Source organism: Pseudomonas sp. GD03875 (assembly GCF_029840585.1).
Taxonomy (GTDB): domain Bacteria; phylum Pseudomonadota; class Gammaproteobacteria; order Pseudomonadales; family Pseudomonadaceae; genus Aquipseudomonas; species Aquipseudomonas paralcaligenes.
On the sequence record NZ_JAOCCV010000006.1, the window covers coordinates 176,304 to 194,683 of the forward strand.

Annotated in this window: 15 protein-coding genes; 2 read left to right on the forward strand and 13 right to left on the reverse strand. The window is 66.8% G+C overall.

Annotated elements, in window-relative coordinates:
- Positions 1-150 precede the first annotated feature (150 nt).
- Positions 151-804: a type II secretion system protein N gene (locus N5D30_RS07490; protein ID WP_279908428.1), complete on the forward strand. Its 654-nt coding sequence runs from the start codon at positions 151-153 to the stop codon at positions 802-804.
- Between the two features lie 5 nt (positions 805-809).
- Complete coding sequence (gene gspD / locus N5D30_RS07495) at positions 810-2,765, forward strand: type II secretion system secretin GspD (RefSeq protein WP_220813302.1); 1,956 nt, start codon at positions 810-812, stop codon at positions 2,763-2,765.
- Between the two features lie 506 nt (positions 2,766-3,271).
- On the opposite strand, the gene N5D30_RS07500 is transcribed toward gspD, so the two are convergent.
- From N5D30_RS07500 to leuD, 13 genes are all read right to left on the reverse strand, one after another.
- The gene (locus N5D30_RS07500) at positions 3,272-4,483 is read right to left on the reverse strand and encodes an O-succinylhomoserine sulfhydrylase (protein WP_279908429.1); all 1,212 of its coding nucleotides are present in this window, start codon (positions 4,481-4,483) and stop codon (positions 3,272-3,274) included.
- A gap of 94 nt (positions 4,484-4,577) precedes the next feature.
- Entirely contained in the window at positions 4,578-6,083 is a 1,506-nt protein-coding gene (purF, locus tag N5D30_RS07505) for an amidophosphoribosyltransferase (protein ID WP_279908431.1), read from the reverse strand.
- Between the two features lie 32 nt (positions 6,084-6,115).
- A complete protein-coding gene (locus N5D30_RS07510; RefSeq protein WP_220813305.1) occupies positions 6,116-6,679 on the reverse strand; it encodes a CvpA family protein in 564 nt (187 codons plus the stop codon).
- Positions 6,680-6,767: 88 nt separating this feature from the next.
- Complete coding sequence (locus N5D30_RS07515) at positions 6,768-7,403, reverse strand: SPOR domain-containing protein (RefSeq protein ID WP_279908433.1); 636 nt, start codon at positions 7,401-7,403, stop codon at positions 6,768-6,770.
- Positions 7,387-8,685, reverse strand: a complete 1,299-nt coding sequence (gene folC / locus N5D30_RS07520; RefSeq protein ID WP_279908434.1) for a bifunctional tetrahydrofolate synthase/dihydrofolate synthase — start codon at positions 8,683-8,685, stop codon at positions 7,387-7,389. Before folC ends, N5D30_RS07515 begins: the two co-directional genes overlap by 17 nt.
- On the reverse strand, positions 8,682-9,584 hold the full coding sequence (accD, locus tag N5D30_RS07525) for an acetyl-CoA carboxylase, carboxyltransferase subunit beta (RefSeq protein ID WP_279908435.1): 903 nt from the start codon (positions 9,582-9,584) through the stop codon (positions 8,682-8,684). The genes folC and accD overlap by 4 nt, the downstream gene beginning before the upstream one ends.
- 131 nt (positions 9,585-9,715) lie before the next feature.
- Positions 9,716-10,336, reverse strand: coding sequence for a phosphoribosylanthranilate isomerase (locus N5D30_RS07530; RefSeq protein ID WP_279908436.1), 621 nt, complete (start codon positions 10,334-10,336; stop codon positions 9,716-9,718).
- Positions 10,337-10,392: 56 nt separating this feature from the next.
- On the reverse strand, positions 10,393-11,250 hold the full coding sequence (gene truA, locus N5D30_RS07535; protein ID WP_279908437.1) for a tRNA pseudouridine(38-40) synthase TruA: 858 nt from the start codon (positions 11,248-11,250) through the stop codon (positions 10,393-10,395).
- A gap of 3 nt (positions 11,251-11,253) precedes the next feature.
- The gene (locus N5D30_RS07540; RefSeq protein ID WP_279908438.1) at positions 11,254-14,142 is read right to left on the reverse strand and encodes a FimV/HubP family polar landmark protein; all 2,889 of its coding nucleotides are present in this window, start codon (positions 14,140-14,142) and stop codon (positions 11,254-11,256) included.
- Between the two features lie 154 nt (positions 14,143-14,296).
- Positions 14,297-15,298: an aspartate-semialdehyde dehydrogenase gene (locus tag N5D30_RS07545; protein WP_279908439.1), complete on the reverse strand. Its 1,002-nt coding sequence runs from the start codon at positions 15,296-15,298 to the stop codon at positions 14,297-14,299.
- Between the two features lie 100 nt (positions 15,299-15,398).
- Positions 15,399-16,511, reverse strand: coding sequence for an aspartate-semialdehyde dehydrogenase (gene asd, locus N5D30_RS07550; protein WP_279902195.1), 1,113 nt, complete (start codon positions 16,509-16,511; stop codon positions 15,399-15,401).
- Positions 16,512-16,565: 54 nt separating this feature from the next.
- Complete coding sequence (leuB, locus tag N5D30_RS07555; RefSeq protein ID WP_220813314.1) at positions 16,566-17,648, reverse strand: 3-isopropylmalate dehydrogenase; 1,083 nt, start codon at positions 17,646-17,648, stop codon at positions 16,566-16,568.
- Positions 17,649-17,722: 74 nt separating this feature from the next.
- The gene (leuD, locus tag N5D30_RS07560; protein ID WP_220813315.1) at positions 17,723-18,370 is read right to left on the reverse strand and encodes a 3-isopropylmalate dehydratase small subunit; all 648 of its coding nucleotides are present in this window, start codon (positions 18,368-18,370) and stop codon (positions 17,723-17,725) included.
- Positions 18,371-18,380: the final 10 nt, after the last annotated feature.

Here is an 18,380-nt window from a genome sequence, read left to right on the forward strand (position 1 = left end):
GACAAGCGGCGTGCAGATGGATCAGACAGGCGCGCCACGCATGGAAGACTTGCGGTATGGTTGGCGGCGCCCGCAGAGTACGGGCCGATGCGATGCGAGCCGCTCAGAGCTTGCACGCCGGAATAAGAAGAAGACCGGGGGATTCATGTCTTGAGCGCTACCAGCATTCGCCCTCCCGCCTGGCTGCAGCGCCATGGGGTGACTCTCGCCTGCCTGCTCGTCGTGCTGCTCATCACCCTGAGCCTGAGCAAACAGAGCGTCGACTACCTGCGCCTGCTGCGCAGCGAGGCACCCGCCGGCACGCCGGCCCCCTCCGTTGCCGACCAGCCGCGGCAGGTGTCCAGCCAGCGGCTGCAGAACCTGTTCGGCGTGCCCGCGCGGCAGGCCGGCGACCAGAACGCGCCGCCCACCAAGCAGCAGATGACCCTGCTGGCCAGCTTCGTCAACCCGGACCCCAAGCGCTCGGCCGCCGTGATCCAGGTCGCCGGCGACAAGCCCAAGCGCATCGCGGTGGGCGACGAGGTCAACGCCAGCACCCGGCTGCAGGCGGTGCACCAGGACCGTGTGGTGCTCGACCGCGGCGGCAGCGAGGAAAGCCTGCGCTTCCCCGCCGTGCGCTCGCCCTCGCTGACGCCATACTCCGCCACGCCCTCGCCGTACGCCCCACAGGAACCCACCGCCCAACAGCTGGAGCAGTTGCAAGACGAGGACGTCCAGGCCCTGCAGCAACGCATCCAGCAACTTCAACAACGCATGGAAGGCGGCGAAGAAGTGCCGCAACCCGAAACCCCGGAAGCCGAATAGAACCCATGATCGACTCCAAATTCCTGTCGCGGAAGCACCTGCCCCTCGTCCTTCTGCTGACCGCGGGCTGCTTCGGCACCGCGTTGCCGCCGGCCTACGCGGCCGAGCCGGCGGCCGCTACCCAGGGTGCGGAAACCTGGACCATCAACATGAAGGACGCCGACATCCGCGACTTCATCGACCAGGTGGCGGAAATCTCCGGCGAGACCTTCGTCGTCGACCCGCGGGTCAAGGGCCAGGTCTCGGTCATCTCCAAGACCCCGCTGGGCCTGGAAGAGGTCTACCAGTTGTTCCTCTCGGTGATGAGCACCCACGGCTTCAGCGTGCTGACCCAGGGCGAGCAGGCGCGCATCGTGCCGATCACTGAGGCCCGCAGCGGCGCCAACAGCGGCCGCCGTGCGCCGGACGACGTGCTCACCGAGCTGATCCAAGTGCAGCACACCTCGGTCAACGAACTGATCCCGCTGATCCGCCCGCTGGTGCCGCAGAACGGCCACCTGGCCGCCGTGGCTGCCTCCAACGCGCTGATCATCAGCGACCGGCGCGCCAACATCGAGCGCATCCGCGAGCTGATCAACCAGCTCGACGCCCAGGGCGGTGGCGACTACAACGTGATCAACCTGCAGCACGCCTGGGTGCTGGACGCCGCCGAAGTGCTGAACAACAGCGTGATGCGCAACGAACGCAAGGACGGCTCGGGCACCCGGGTCATCGCCGACGCCCGCACCAACCGTCTGATCCTGCTCGGCCCGCCCGCTGCCCGCCAGCGCCTGGCCAACCTCGCACGCTCGCTGGACATCCCCAGCACTCGCTCGGCCAACGCCCGGGTGATCCGCCTGCGCCACAGCGATGCCAAGAGCCTGGCCGAGACCCTGGGCGACATCTCCGAAGGCCTGAAGAACCAGGAAGGTGGCGCGGACACCACCAAGAGCAAGCCGCAGAACATCCTGATCCGCGCCGACGAAAGCCTCAACGCCCTGGTCCTGCTGGCCGACCCGGACACGGTGGCGACCCTGGAAGACATCGTGCGCAACCTCGACGTGCCGCGCGCCCAGGTGATGGTCGAGGCGGCCATCGTCGAGATTTCCGGCGACATCAGCGACGCCCTCGGCGTGCAGTGGGCGGTCGACGCCCGCGGTAAGACCGGCGGCGCGGGCGGGGTCAGCTTCGGCAATACCGGCCTCTCCGTGGGCACCGTGCTGCGCGCCATGCAGGACAACGAGATTCCCGACAACCTCAGCCTGCCGGACGGCGCCATCATCGGCATCGGCACGGACAGCTTCGGCGCGCTGATCACCGCCCTCTCCTCCAACAGCAAGAGCAACCTGCTGTCGACCCCGAGCCTGCTGACCCTGGACAACCAGCAGGCGGAAATCCTGGTGGGCCAGAACGTGCCGTTCCAGACCGGCTCCTACACCACCGACGCCTCGGGGGCGAACAACCCTTTCACCACCATCGACCGCAAGGACATCGGCGTGACCCTCAAGGTCACCCCGCACATCAACGACGGCGCCACCCTGCGCCTGGAAGTGGAACAGGAAATCTCCTCCATCGCCCCCAGCACCGGCGTCAACGCCCAGGCGGTGGACCTGGTGACCAACAAGCGCTCGATCAAGAGCGTGATCCTCGCCGACGACGGCCAGGTCATCGTGCTCGGCGGGCTGATCCAGGACGACGTCACCAGCACCGACTCCAAGGTGCCGCTGCTGGGCGACATCCCCCTGCTCGGGCGCCTGTTCCGCTCGACCAAGGACACCCATATCAAACGCAACCTGATGGTGTTCCTGCGCCCGACCGTGATCCGCGACCGCGCCGGCATGGCCAGCCTGTCGGGCAAGAAGTACCGCGACATCAGCGTGCTGGACGGCAACGACGGCGGCAGGAACCTGCTGCCGGGCGACGCCGAGCGCCTGTTCGACAAGCCGGGGGCCGGCGCCATCGACCTGCGTGAGGAGCAATAGCTCCTCTACGAAGGGAGAGATGCGTCAAGGGCCGCAGTGTTTCAGGAATGAAGTTGTCCTCAACACGCTGTCCGTCCTCGGCAGCTGCATGGCCCACTAGGGACTGGAGGGAAGAGCGCGGCCTCAAGGGCGCCTAAGAACCTGCTCACGATCGATCTGGAAAGCGCAAGCCACTCGATCTACCCCAGAAGTACAACGCTTCCAACCTCCGTCATATCAGCGCAGGACGGTATCCAGCTGCCCGCGCGGAGCTGCCTGCAAACGCCCTGGACTCCGGCCTGCGCCGGGGTGACGGGTCCGAAGGATATGTACTGACGGGAAATCGTGCAGCCTGAAAGATTCGCGAACAGGCTCCAGGATCGGCTCTTGATCCTTGTAGCTCGCGAAGCTCCTTAGGGCCTCATTTGCAAGCAGCGTTCGCGCCTACGGGAAGGCACCGGCAGGCGTGCAGCACATTGCGCAGACAGCACCATGAAAAACGCCGCTTGGAAGCGGCGTTGTTCGTTTCACAGTGCGGCCAATCCGCGGGCCAGGTCGGCCTTGAGGTCCGCCAGGTCTTCCAGGCCCACGGCGACGCGGATCAGGTTGTCGCGGATGCCGGCATTGGCTCGCTCCTGCGGCGACAGGCGACCGTGGGAGGTGGTCGCCGGATGGGCGATGGTGGTCTTGGTGTCGCCCAGGTTGGTGGTGATCGAGATCACCCGGGTGGCGTCGATGAAACGCCACGCCGCTTCCTTGCCGCCCTTGACCTCGAAGCTCACCACCGCGCCGAAGGCACTCTGCTGACGTTTAGCCAGCTCGTGCTGCGGGTGGCTCGGCAGGCCGGCATAGTAGACCCGCTCGATGCCCGGCTGGGTCTCCAGCCACTGGGCCAGTTCCAGGGCGCTGGCGCTGTGGGCGTGCATGCGCACGCGCAGGGTCTCCAGGCCCTTGAGGAACATCCAGGCATTGAACGGGCTGAGGGTCGGGCCGGCCGTGCGCAGGAAGCCCACGACCGCCTCCATCTCGGCCTTGCGCCCGACCACCACGCCGCCCAGGCCGCGGCCCTGGCCGTCGATGTACTTGGTCGCCGAGTGCATGACGATGTCCGCGCCCAGCTTCAGCGGCTGCTGCAGCGCCGGCGTGCAGAAGCAGTTGTCCACCACCAGCAGCGCCTTGCGGGCATGGGCGATCTCGGCCAGGGCGGCGATGTCGACCAGCTCGGCCAGCGGGTTGGACGGCGACTCGACGAACAGCAACTTGGTGATCGGCTTGAACGCCGCTTCCCAACCAGCCAGGTCGGCCAGCGGCGGATAGTCCACCTCGATGCCGAAGCGCTTCAGGTACTTCTCGAACAGACTGATGGTCGAGCCGAACACGCTGCGCGACACCAGCACGTGGTCGCCGGCGCTGCACTGGCTCATCACGATGGCCAGGATCGCGGCCATGCCGGAAGCGGTGGCCACCGCCTGCTCGGCGCCTTCCAGCGCGGCGATGCGCTCCTCGAAGGCACGCACGGTGGGGTTGGTGTAGCGCGAGTAGACGTTGCCCGGCACCTCGCCGGCAAAGCGCGCGGCGGCGTCGGCGGCGCTGCGGAACACGTAGCTGGAGGTGAGGAACATGGCCTCGCCGTGCTCGCCCTCCGGCGAACGGTGCTGGCCGGCGCGCACCGCCAGGGTGTCGAAGCCGACGCCTTCGAGATCGCTGTCCAGGCGACCGGCATCCCATTCCTGCGTCATATCGCTACCTCATGAAAAACGTGGCCCGGATGCGCTCCGGGAATCCCGCGCCGCCCTCCCCCGGATCGCCTCCGGGCCAAGGGCCGCCCAGGCATCAGTCGCTGTGCAGATCGATGATGGCGCTGACAGCCGGACCGCCCGCCTTGGCCGCGTCGTTGCGCGCCTGCTCGATCTTGTTCAGGTAGTGCTCGTTGACGTCGCCGGTAACGTACTGGCCGTCGAACACCGCACAGTCGAAATGCTCGATCTTGACCTTGCCACCACCGACGGCCTCCTTCAGGTCGTCGAGGTCCTGGTAGATCAGCCAGTCGGCGCCGATCAGCTCGGCCACTTCCTCGGTGCTGCGACCATGGGCGATCAGCTCGTGGGCGCTCGGCATGTCGATGCCGTACACGTTCGGGTAGCGCACCGCCGGGGCCGCCGAGCAGAAGTAGACGTTCTTGGCGCCGGCCTCGCGGGCCATCTGGATGATCTGCTTGCAGGTGGTGCCGCGGACGATGGAGTCGTCCACCAGCATCACGTTCTTGCCGCGGAACTCCAGTTCGATGGCATTGAGCTTCTGGCGCACCGACTTCTTGCGCGCCGCCTGACCCGGCATGATGAAGGTGCGGCCGATGTAGCGGTTCTTGACGAAGCCCTCGCGGAACTTCACGCCCAGGTGGTTGGCCAGCTCCAGGGCGGAAGTGCGGCTGGTGTCCGGGATCGGGATGACCACGTCGATGTCGTGGTCCGGGCGCTCGCGCTGGATCTTCTCGGCCAGCTTCTCGCCCATGCGCAGGCGCGCCTTGTACACCGACACGCCGTCCATCAGCGAGTCCGGGCGGGCCAGGTAGACGTGCTCGAAGATGCACGGCGAGTACTGCGGGTTCTCCGCGCACTGGCGGGTGTGCAGCTTACCGTCCTCGGTGATGTACACCGCCTCGCCCGGGGCCAGGTCGCGGATCGGGCTGAAGCCCAGCACGTCGAGGGCCACGCTCTCGGAGGCGATCATGTATTCCACGCCCTCGTCGGTGTGGCGCTGGCCGAACACGATCGGGCGGATCGCATGCGGGTCGCGGAAGCCGACCACGCCGTAGCCGGTGATCATCGCCACCACCGCGTAGCCGCCACGGCAGCGGGCATGCACGCCGGCGACGGCGGCGAACACGTCTTCCTCGGTGGGCTGCAGCTTGCCGCGCACCGCCAGCTCGTGGGCGAACACGTTGAGCAGCACTTCCGAGTCGGAATTGGTGTTCACGTGGCGCAGGTCGGATTCGTAGATCTCGCGCGACAGCTGCTCGACGTTGGTCAGGTTGCCGTTGTGCGCCAGAGTGATGCCGTAGGGCGAGTTGACGTAGAACGGCTGCGCCTCGGCGGAACTGGAGCTGCCGGCGGTGGGATAGCGCACGTGGCCGATGCCGACGTTGCCCACCAGGCGCTGCATGTGGCGCTGCTGGAAGACATCGCGCACCAGGCCGTTGTCCTTGCGCAGGAACAGTCGTCCGTCGTGGCTGGTGACGATGCCGGCAGCGTCCTGGCCGCGATGCTGGAGCACGGTAAGCGCGTCGTACAGGGACTGATTGACGTTGGACTTACCGACGATACCGACGATGCCGCACATGTGACGCAACCTCTGTGTTGTGAATCGGAAAACTACAGGCTCTCAGGCAGTTTAGGCTGCGAGAACGCCTCCTTGAACGGCAGCTCGGGCGTATCCGTGATGCCGCTGGCGAGCCACTGACTGGTCAGGCTCAGGATGAGGTTCTTCGACCAGTCCGCCACCATCAGAAAATGCGGCAGCAGGGTCGACTGCTGCCACCACTGATCCTGTTGCACCGGCGCCAGGCTTGCCAGCCCCACCAGTACCACTACCAGCAGGGCCCCGCGCGCCGCGCCGAAGACCATGCCGAGAAAACGATCGGTGCCCGACAGGCCGGTCACCCGGATCAGCTCACCGATGAGGAAATTGATCAGCGCGCCGACCAGCAGGGTCAGCACGAAGAGAATGGCGCAGGCCGCGATGACGCGCATCGACGGCGTCTCGACGAAATCCGTCAGGTGCTGCGACAGGGCGCCGCCGAACATCCAGGCGACCACGCCGGCGACGATCCAGGTCAGCAGTGACAGGGCTTCCTTGAAGAAGCCGCGGCGCAGGCTGATCAAACTGGAAATGGCGATGACGGCGATGATCGCCCAATCGACCCAAGTGAATGCCACGTTGCTGCCTACAGACGGGAAAGGCGGCGAATTCTAGCAGAGCGAACCCGGCCCGGTAAGCCGGGCCGGCATACCGCGATGGAACCGGTCAGCCTTTTTCCGGCTGAAAGCGCACCACGAAACCCTTGAGATTCTGCTGGCGGTTGAGCTGGTCGCGCAGGCGATCGGCCTCGGCGCGCTCGATGACGGGGCCGACGAACACCCGGTTCATCCCGTCGAAGGTGCGGATATAGGCGTTGTAGCCGCCGCTGCGCAGGGTCTGCTGCAGCTTCTCGGCGCCGGCGCGGCTGGACAGGCTGGCCAGCTGCACCGACCAGCTGACCGGCAGATTGCTGGCATCCAGGCCGCTGGCCGGCTTCTGCGCGGCTGGAGCCTGGGCTTGCGCCGGCGCCGGGGTGGCCGCGGGCTGCTGCGGTTGGGCCTGAGGCTGGGCCTTGGGCTCGGCGACGGGCTGGGTCGGCAGTGCGGTGATCGGCTCGCTGGGCGTCTGCGGCACCGGCTCCACCGGCGGCACCTCGTCCTCAGGCACCGGCTCGGGCACCACCACCGGGTCCATCGCCACCTCAGGCATGGCTGGTCTTTCCGGCATCGCCGGCGCGTTCACCGTGACCTGGCGCATCTCGTCTTCACGGGAAAACAGCATGGGCAGGAAGATCACCGCAAGAGCCACCAGCACCAGTGCGCCGACGATACGCTGCTTGAGCCCCTTATCCAGCACTGCCATCGCTTGCCTCCGCCTGTTGGCCGAGCCACTCCAGGGCCTCGGCCACGCAATAGAAAGATCCGAACACGAGGATCTCGTCCCCCTCGCTCGCCCGGCCACACTGTACCAGCAAAGCCTCTGCCACGCAGGCGCAGGCATGCACCTCCGCGCCCAGGTTGCGCAGCGCCGCCTCAAGTTCACCGGCCGGACGCGAACGCGGACTGTCCAGCGGCGCCACCGCCCAGTCCTGCACTTCCAGCTGCAGCGGCGCCAGCACGCCGCCCAGATCCTTGTCGGTCAGCAGGCCGAACACCGCGAGACGCTGCCCTTGCAGCGGACGTGCCGCCAGCCGCGACGCCAGATACTCGGCGGCGTGAGGGTTGTGTCCGACGTCCAGCAGCAGCGTCAGCGCCTTGCCCTGCCAGTTCAGCCGCCGCACATCCAGGCGACCGGTCACCCGGGTACGCTGCAACGCCGCAGCCAGACGCTCCGGCTGCCAGGCCAGGCCCAGCGCCGCATAGGCCTGCAGGGCCAGGGCCGCGTTCTCCATGGGCAGGTCGAGCAGCGGCAGGCCATGCAGCTCCAGCACCTGGCCGGTCGCCGTGAGCCCTCGCCAGTCCCAGCCATCGCCACGCACGGCCAGATCGTAGTCGCGCCCACGCAGAAACAGCGGGCAATCCAGCTCGGCGACCTTCTGCAGCAACGGCAGGGGCGGGTCGAGATCGCCGCACAGGGCGGGCTTGTCCTGGCGCAGGATGCCGGCCTTCTCGAAGGCCACCGACTCGCGGGTATCGCCGAGCCAGTCGGCATGATCGAGGCCGATGCTAGTGACCAGCGCCAGGTCGGCATCGACCAAGTTGACCGCGTCCAGCCGACCGCCCAGGCCGACCTCCAGCACCACCGCATCCAGGGCGGCGCGCTCGAACAGCCAGAAGGCCGCCAGGGTGCCCATCTCGAAATAGGTCAGGGAAATCTCGCCACGCCCGGCTTCGACCACGGCGAACGCCTCGCACAGCTCCTCGTCGGAGGCATCACGGCCCTCGAGCTGGACGCGCTCGTTGTAGCGCAGCAGATGGGGGGAGCTGTAGACGCCGACCCTGAGCCCCTGCTCGCGCAGCAGGGAAGCCACGAAGGCACAGGTGGACCCCTTGCCGTTGGTACCGGTGACCGTGATCACCAGCGGCGCCGGCTTGCCCAGGCCGAGCCGGCGGGCCACCTCGTGCGAACGCTCCAGCCCCATGTCGATGGCGCTGGGGTGCAGCTGCTCCAGGTAGCTCAGCCAGTCGGCGAGGGATCGACTCATGCGCTGGCCGAGACCGGAGCCGCGACCGGGATCGAAGACGGGGTCGGCAGGTGCTGTAGCTGCGCCAGCAGGCGCGCCAGGCGCGGACGCAGCTCGCTGCGGTGGATGATCATGTCGATCGCGCCATGCTCCAGCAGGAACTCGCTGCGCTGGAAGCCTTCCGGCAGCTTCTCGCGCACGGTCTGCTCGATCACCCGCGGGCCGGCGAAGCCGATCAGCGCGCGCGGCTCGGCGACGATCACGTCACCGAGCATGGCCAGGCTGGCGGAAACGCCACCGTAGACCGGGTCGGTCAGCACGGAGATGAAGGGAATCCCCTCCTCGCGCAGGCGCGCCAGCACGGCACTGGTCTTGGCCATCTGCATCAGGGAGATCAGCGCCTCCTGCATGCGCGCACCACCCGAGGCGGCGAAGCACACCAGCGGACAACGCTGTTCCAGGGCGACGTTGGCGGCACGCACGAAGCGCTCGCCGACGATGGCGCCCATGGAGCCGCCCATGAAGCTGAACTCGAAGGCACAGGCCACCACGGGCATGCCCTGCAGCTTGCCGCTCATGGAGATGAGCGCGTCCTTCTCGCCGGTTTCCTTCTGCGCGCCGGCAAGGCGGTCCTTGTACTTCTTGCTGTCGCGGAATTTCAGGCGGTCCACCGGCTCCAGCTCGGCCCCCAGCTCCTCGCGGCCGTCCTCGTCGAGGAACAGGTCCAGGCGGGCGCGGGCATTGATGCGCATGTGGTGGTTGCACTTGGGGCAGACGTCGAGGGTCTTTTCCAGCTCGGGGCGATAGAGCACGGCATCGCAGGACGGACACTTGTGCCAGAGCCCTTCGGGCACCGAGCTCTTCTTGACCTCGGAACGCATGATCGAAGGGATCAGCTTGTCTCTCAACCAGTTGCTCATGCTTGCTCTCCGTAACTGTTGCAGGGCCTTCGGCGGCCCGGGCGAGTCTGATTCAGGCCGTCGGCGGCTGTCGCCGCCCTCCGGCGGGGGCACAATGGCTTATGGACGGCAGGCATCCGGCCGTCGTCACATCAACCGCCGCGCGCCGCGCGAATGAACGCGCCGATCCTTTCCGCATCCTTGATGCCCTTGCTCGCCTCCACCCCGCCGCTGACATCCACCGCATAGGGACGCACCCGGGCCACCGCCGAGGCGACGTTATCGGAATGAAGCCCGCCGGCGAGGATCACCGGCTTGCTCAGCGTCTGCGGCACCAGGGACCAGTCGAAGGCGGCACCGGTTCCGCCCGGCACGCCCTCCACATAGGTGTCCAGCAATATGCCGCTGGCGCCCGGATAGCGATCCACACAGGCGGCGATATCATCGCCCGCCTTCACCCGCAAGGCCTTGATATAGGGACGGTTGAACCCTTCGCATTGTTCGGGCGACTCGTCGCCATGGAACTGCAGCAGGTCGAGCGGCACGCTGGCGAGGAGCCTTTCGAGTTCGGTGCGCTCCATATCGACGAACAGGCCGACCGTGGTCACGAAAGGCGGCAGCGCGGCGATGATCGCCCGCGCCTGCTCGACGTCGACCGCGCGAGGGCTCCTGGCATAGAAAACCAGCCCGATGGCGTCGGCGCCGGCCGCGGCGGCGGCCAGGGCATCCTCGACCCGGGTGATTCCACAGATTTTGACGCGAATGGCTGTCAACCTGCTGGCACCTTCTGAAAAACGGACTTGGATGGTAACAAAGCCTCGGGGCAGTTTCAGCCGAAGTCTTGCGGCAACGCGGAAAGGAAATGCGGCCCCAGGTAGCGCTGCGGCAGCTCGAACTCCTCGGGATATTCGACCTGCACCAGATAGAGGCCATAGGGGTGGGCCGTGATCCCGCCGGCGCGGCGGTCCCGCGCCGCCAGTATGTCGTTCACCCAGGACGGATCGCGCTCGCCCGCGCCTATGGTCATCAGCACCCCGGCGAAATTGCGCACCATGTGATGGAGGAAGGCATTGGCACGCACGTCGATGACGATGAAGCGGCCATGCTCGATCACTTCGAGGTGATGCACCGTCTTCACCGGCGACTTGGCCTGGCACTGCACCGCGCGGAACGAGGTGAAGTCATGGGTGCCGGCCAGCAGACGCGCCGCCTCGCGCATCCGCGCCACCTCCAGCGGGCGGTGATTCCAGGTGACCTCCTGGGCCATATGCGCTGGGCGGATATGGTCGTTGTAGATCACGTAGCGGTAGCGCCGGGCACAGGCCTTGAAGCGGGAATGAAAATGCGCCGGCATGACCCTGGCCCAGGTCACGCTGATATCGGCAGGCAGGTTGGCGTTGGCCCCCATCACCCAGGCCTTGAGCGGACGCTCGGCGCGCGTGTCGAAATGGGCCACCTGGCCGCTGGCATGCACACCGGCATCGGTACGCCCAGCGCACATCAGGCCGATCGGCTCGTCTGCAACCTGGGACAGGGCCTTTTCCAGCGACTCCTGCACCGTCGGCACGCCATTATCCTGGCGCTGCCAGCCACGGTAGCGGGTGCCCTTGTATTCCACGCCAAGGGCGATTCTGAAAACGCCAGGGGCGGCCACTTCGGCCGCCCCTGAGGGTATTGCTTCGGACATGGATCAGCTCAGTTTGGCGATCAGCTCGCGCGCTTCCTGCTGCTGGCCGTCGCTGCCCTCGGCGATCACTTCGTCGAGGATGTCGCGGGCGCCTTCACTGTCGCCCATGTCGATGTAGGCCCGCGCCAGGTCCAATTTGGTGGCGGTTTCGTCGGTGCCCGAGAGGAAGTCGAAATCGTCGTCCACATCCAGCCCTGCTGCGGTAGAGGAGGCTTCCGGCTGGGCGGCCGGCAGATCGGCGGAGAGGTCGCTGCTCAGGTCGTCCAGTTCGGCGGACACTTCGTCCAGTTGCGCGGCGAAGCTGTCTTCGGCCGGCGCGACCGGCGCCTCGTCGGCCAACGACAGGTCGAAGTCGGCCGGCATGTCCAGATCGGTCGCCGCACCCGGCGCCTCGGAAACCAGCGGCTCGTCGTCCAGGCTCAGCATGAAGTCGTCCTCGGGGGCGGCCACGGACGGCTTGCTTTCGGCCTCCAGATCCAGGCTGAAGTCGGCCAGATCATCGTCGAGCGAGAGGCTGTCGCTGGTGCTCGCGCTGTCACCGCCCAGGTCGAGATCGAAGTCCATGTCGCTGCCGGCAGTGGAGCTTGCCGGGGCGGACGGCGCATCGAGGCCGAAGCTGGAATCCAGCTCCAGGTCGTCGAAGCCGGTTTCGGCGAGCGGAGCAGCAGGAGCGGCCGGCTCGTCGAGAGCGACATCGAGGTCGTCCAGGCTCAGGTCGAAGGAGTCATCCGCGGCGGCAGGCTTGGCAGCCGGCTCGTCCAGGGTCAGATCGTCCAGGCTGAAGTCATCCAGCGCGTCGGCAGCGGCGACGCCACCTGCAGCTGCGGCAGCGGCCAGCGCCATGGCCGGGTAGCGGGCCTTCAGCTGATCGATGGCACCGGCGGAGCCGCCGATCTCGCGCAGCTCCTGCTCCTGGCGGGCAAAGCCTTCACGGTCGCCCAGCTCGGCGTAGACTTCCATGAGTTTCAGGCGCAAGTCGCTGCGATGCGGCTCATCGTTGATGGCGTTGTGCAGCAGCTCGGCGGCCTGGCTGAACTTGCCGTAGGCGATATAGATGTCCGCCTCGCCCAGTGCATCGGCGGTCTGCGGTGCAACGCGCTCTTCGGCCTGATCGCGCAGCGTGGCGTCGCTGGCGGTATCGTCCAGACCGGCGAAGCTGTCGTCCGGCAGGTCCATTTCGTTGGCGAAGGTGGGGCTATCGTCCTGCGGCGCGAGGCTGTTCTGCAGTTCCGCTTCCTTCATCGCGTTGCGACGAGAAAGCATCATCAGCCCCAGCAGCAGCACCAGCAGCGCACCGCCACCGATGGCGCCGAGCAGCATGGGGTTGCCCAGCACTTCGTCGAGCATGCTTTGTGGCGCGGGCGTCTGAGCCACCGGCGCGGCAGGCTTCGGCGCCTGGGCAGGCTTGGCGGGCGGGGCCGGCTGAGGTGCAACCGCCGGAGTGGCCGGCTGGGTGGCAGGCGCCTGGGCAGCCGGCTCAGCCGGCGTGGGCTTTGGGGCCGATTCCTCGTAGTTGAAGTCCGGGCTCGCCGGCTTCTCGGTCGGGATCGCATCCGCAGGCGCGGGCTCCGCCGGCTTGGCTTCGGCCGGTGGGACTTCCGCGGGCTTGGGCTCTACGACCGGCGCGACCGGTGCTGCCGGAGCCTCGGCCGCCGGCTGGGACGGGACGGCGGGAGCGGCAGGCTGTGCCGGCGTCGCGGCGGCATTGTTCTGCTGTGCCAGATCGGCCTGCAGCTTGGCCAGCTGGCTGTCCTTGAGTTCGATCAGACGCTGGGCCTTGTCCAACTGGCTCTGCAGATCGGACAGGCGCCCCTTCAGCTCTTCGCTCTCGCGACGGCTGGAGTCCAGGCTTTCCTTGGTAACGGCCAGCTGGTCGCTGAGCGCCTTGCTGTTGCCGGTTCCGGCGTCGCTGCCCGCGGTAGACTTGCCGCCGTCGGCGGCAACCAGTTTCAGATTGTCCTTCGCGTCGGCCTTGGCCGGAGCGGCACCGGCGGTATCGCGCTTGGTGGCATCCAGCTGGCGAGCACCGCCGGCTGCGACGCTACGCCCTTCGCGCCAGGCATTGTTCTGCTCGGAGACCTGGGCCAGGGCTTCCGACTGGCTGCGGCTCTTGACCTGGGCATCGGTCGGCAGGCGCAGCACCTGGCCGCTCTTCAGGCGGTTGATGTTGCCGCCGAGGAACGCATCCGGGTTCAGGTCCTGAATGGCCAGCATGGCCTGGTGAACGGAGCCACCCTGGCGGCTGCGCTGGGCGATTTCCCAGAGGGTATCGTTGGAGGTGGTCTTGTACTGGTCACCGTCGATCCGGGCGGCGGGGGCTGCAGCCGGCGCCGGAGCGGCAGCCGCGGCAGGGGCCGGAGGAGCGGCCGGGCGAACCGGGGCGCTGGCGGAAGGGGTTACGGGGCGCGGCACGGGTGCGGCGGCCTGCGGACGCGGTGCGGGAGCGGCCGCCACCGGCAGGCGCGGCGCGGTCAGCACCGGCGACGGCGAGTACATCGGCGGGTCGAGCAGCAGGGTGTATTCGCGCAGCAGGCGGCCATTGGGCCACAGCACTTCGACCAGGAAGTTGACGTAGGGCTCGCGCACCGGCTTGGTCGAGGTGATGCGAATCACGCTCCTGCCGTTGGGCTTGATGATCGGCGTGAACTTGAGGTCGGTCAGGAAATACTGACGCTCGACGCCCGCCTTGTTGAATTCATCCGGCGATGCGAGGCTGGGTTTCACCTCCGCCTGAGACAGATCACGCACCTCCAGCAGCTCGATCTCCGCCACCAGTGGCTGGCTCAGCGAGGACTGCAGGTCGATCTCCCCTAGCCCCAGCGCATGTGCCGTACCCGAGGTCAGCGCGGAAGCAGCTGCGATTGCCAGCACCAGTTTGCGAACCCGAACCATAGCGTAATCCCTTGTTTTATCTTTTTTTCTCGTCAAACGAGACGATTCTGAAGCCCGCTGCCTGCACCCGCCTGAGCCGGTTCCCCGCCAGCGAAACTACCAAAACAGTATTGCCAAGCTAGAATAATTCTTCAAATTTGGGGCTAAGTATCTTTTACAGATAGTGTTTTATCAACAACTCGCCAATTTGCACAGCATTGAGCGCCGAGCCTTTTCGCACATTATCTGACGCAATCCACAAATTGAGCTCCGCGGGATCGTCGAGGCCGGCGCGCAGGCGACCAACATACAGTTCATCCTGCCCCACCGCATCTCCCACGACGGTCGGATAGTCGCCACTCTCCACCAATTCGATGCCCGGCTGTCGCTCCAGCCGCTGCGCCACCGCCGCCAGGTCCACCGGTTCGTCCGTCTGCACGGACACCGCCAGGCTGTCGCCGAAGAAGACCGGGGCGACGCAGCAGGTGACGGATACCTTCAGGCCATCGACGGCCAGCACCTGTTTCAGCTCCGCCGCGATCCGCCGCTCCAGATGCGCATGACCGCCCTCCTCCTCACCGATCCGGGCCAGCAGGTTGAAGGCGACCTGGCGATCGAACATCTGCGGCTCCAGCGGGCGCATGTTGAGCAGCTCGGTGGTCTGCCGGGCCAGTTCGCTGACACCAGCGCGCCCCAGGCTGGAAACCGCCAGGGCCGCCGTCAGGGTGATCCTGCGCAGGCCGAGCGCGGAGCGCAATGGCGCCAGTACCGCGGCCAGGGCGGTCGCGGCCGGTGCCGGGCTGGCCAACAGATAAGGAGCGTTCGCGCCGACCAGCGCCTCGGCATTGGCTTCCGGCACCACGGGCAGCGCCTGCTCCAGACCACCGCTAAGGTCGATTATGGAACAGCCAGCGGCATGCGCCCTGGCACCGTATTGCCGAGAAACGTCCTCGCCCGCCGCGAAGAACGCCAGCTGTACCTGGGCGAAATCAAAATCGGTCAGTTCCCGCACCCGCAGGTTCTTGCCGCGGAACGCCATGGCCTGGCCGGCTGAGGCATTGCCGGCCAGCAGATGCAGGGTGGCGACCGGAAATCCGCGCTCTTCCAGCAGTTGCACCAGGGTTTCGCCGACGGTGCCAGTGGCGCCGATGACGGCTATATCGAAGGTCTTGGACATCGGAAAGCCTTGAACAGAAAAGCGGACCGGCACTCTACCCGGCCCGCCGGACAAACGAAAAGGGCCGGTCTATGACCGGCCCTTTGCGCCACGGCGACTATCAGCGCTCCAGCAGGATACGCAGCATGCGGCGCAGCGGCTCGGCCGCACCCCACAGCAGTTGGTCGCCGACGGTGAAGGCGCCGAGGTACTGCGAGCCCATGTTGAGCTTGCGCAGACGACCGACCGGAACGCTCAGGGTGCCGGTGACGGCGGTCGGGCCGAGGTCGCGGATGCTGGCTTCGCGGGTGTTCGGCACCAGCTTGACCCAGGGGTTGTGCTGGCTGATCAGGCCTTCGATGTCGCCCATCGGCACATCCTTGTTCAGCTTGATGGTCAGCGCCTGGCTGTGGCAGCGCATGGCGCCAATGCGCACGCACAGGCCGTCCACCGGGATCGGGTTCTTGAAGCGACCGAGGATCTTGTTGGTCTCCGCCTGGCCCTTCCACTCTTCGCGGCTCTGGCCGTTGGGCAGCTCCTTGTCGATGTAGGGAATCAGGCTGCCGGCCAGCGGCACGCCGAAGTTGTCCACCGGGAAAGCCTCGCCGCGCATGGTCTCGGCGACCTTGCGGTCGATGTCGAGGATGGCGCTGGCCGGGTCGGCCAGGTCATCGGCCACGGAAGCATTGATCGCGCCCATCTGCCTGATCAGCTCGCGCATGTTCTGCGCGCCGGCGCCGGAGGCCGCCTGGTAGGTCATGGCGCTCATCCACTCGACCAGGCCGGCCTCGTACAGGCCGCCCAGGGCCATCAGCATCAGGCTGACGGTGCAGTTGCCGCCGATGTAGTTCTTGGTGCCAGCGTCCAGCGACTGGTCGATCACCCGGCGGTTGACCGGGTCGAGCACGATCACCGAGTCGTCGGCCATGCGCAGGCTGGAGGCCGCGTCGATCCAGTAGCCGTTCCAGCCGGCTTCGCGCAGCTTGGGGAAGACTTCGCTGGTGTAGTCGCCGCCCTGGCAGGTCAGGATCACGTCGAGGGTCTTCAGCTCGTCGATGCTGTAGGCATCCTTCAGCGGGGCGACGTCCTTGCCAATCGCCGGCCCCTGGCCGCCAACATTGGAGGTGGTGAAGAACACCGGCTCGATCAGGTCGAAGTCGCGCTCTTCCAGCATGCGCTGCATGAGCACGGAACCAACCATACCGCGCCAACCGATCAGACCTACGCGTTTCATAACGACTACACCCTATGGAGAAGTGGGGCCGCTGCTCGCAGCGGGCCCGACAGATTACAGATTACGCAGCGCTTCGACTACCGCGTCGCCCATGGCGGCGGTGCCGACCCGGGTCTTGCCCTCGGACCAGATGTCGCCGGTGCGCAGGCCCTGGTCCAGCACCTTGCTCACGGCCAGTTCGATGGCGTCGGCCGCCGCGGCCTGGCCGAAGCTGTAGCGCAGCATCATCGAGACCGAGAGGATGGTCGCCAGCGGGTTGGCGATGCCCTGGCCGGCGATGTCCGGCGCGGAGCCGTGGCACGGCTCGTACATGCCCTTGTTGTTGGCGTCCAGCGAGGCGGACGGCAGCATGCCGATGGAGCCGGTGAGCATGGAAGCCTCGTCCGACAGGATGTCGCCGAACATGTTGTCGGTGACGATCACGTCGAACTGCTTGGGCGCGCGCACCAGTTGCATGGCGGCGTTGTCGACGTACATGTGCGACAGCTCGACGTCCGGGTAGTCCTTGGCCACTTCCTCGACCACGGCGCGCCACAGCTGGCTGGAGGCCAGCACGTTGGCCTTGTCCACCGAGCACAGCTTCTTGCCGCGCACGCGGGCCATGTCGAAGCCGACCTTGGCGATGCGGCGAATCTCGCTCTCGCTGTACGGCAGGGTGTCGTAGGCCATGCGCTCGCCGTTCTCCAGTACCTTGCTCTCGCGCGGCTGGCCGAAGTAGATACCGCCGGTCAGCTCGCGGACGATGAGGATGTCCAGGCCGGCGACCACTTCCGGCTTGAGGCTGGAGGCCTCGGCCAGTTGCGGGTAGAGGATGGCCGGACGCAGGTTGCCGAACAGGCCGAGCTGCGAGCGGATCTTCAGCAGGCCGCGCTCGGGGCGGATGGCCGGGTCGATCTTGTCCCACTTCGGTCCGCCGACGGCGCCGAGCAGCACCGCATCGGCGGCGCGGGCGCGATCCAGGGTCTCGTCGGCCAGCGGCACGCCGTACTTGTCCACGGCGGCGCCGCCCAGATCGTCGAAGGACAGCTCGAAGCCCAGGCTGTATTTGTCATTGGCCAGGTTCAGGACCTTGACCGCCTCGGCCATGATTTCCGGGCCGATGCCGTCGCCGGGGAGAACCAGAATCTGCTTGCTCATCACATCCTCATACGCCGTAGGGTGCGCCATGCGCACCGTGCAAATGGTCAGTCGGTCGGTGCGCGCAGCGCACCCTACTTGATCGCGCCGAACAGCCAGGGGCTGTTCTGCTGGTGTTTGGCCTCGAACGCCTTGATCGCTTCCTGGTCCTGCAGGGTCAGGCCGATGTCGTCCAGGCCGTTGAGCAGGCAGTGCTTGCGGAAGGCGTCGACCTCGAAGCCGTACTGCTTGCCGTCCGGACGGGTCACGGTCTGCGCCGCCAGGTCGACGGTCAGCTGGTAGCCCTCGGTGGCCTCGGCCTGCTGGAACAGCTCGTCGACTTCCGCGTCGGTCAGGATGATCGGCAGCAGGCCGTTCTTGAAGCTGTTGTTGAAAAAGATGTCGGCGTAGCTCGGCGCGATGATGGTGCGGAAGCCGTACTCTTCCAGCGCCCAGGGCGCGTGCTCGCGGGAAGAGCCGCAGCCGAAGTTCTCGCGGGCCAGCAGCACGCTGGCGCCCTGGTAGCGCGGGAAGTTCAGGACGAAGTCCTGGTTCACCGGGCGCTTGGAGTTGTCCTGGTTGGGCTGGCCCACGTCCAGGTAGCGCCACTCGTCGAACAGGTTGGGGCCGAAGCCGCTGCGCTTGATCGACTTGAGGAACTGCTTGGGAATGATCTGATCGGTGTCGACGTTGGCACGATCGAGCGGGCAGACCAGGCCGGTGTGTTGGGTGAAGGCTTTCATCTATCTAACT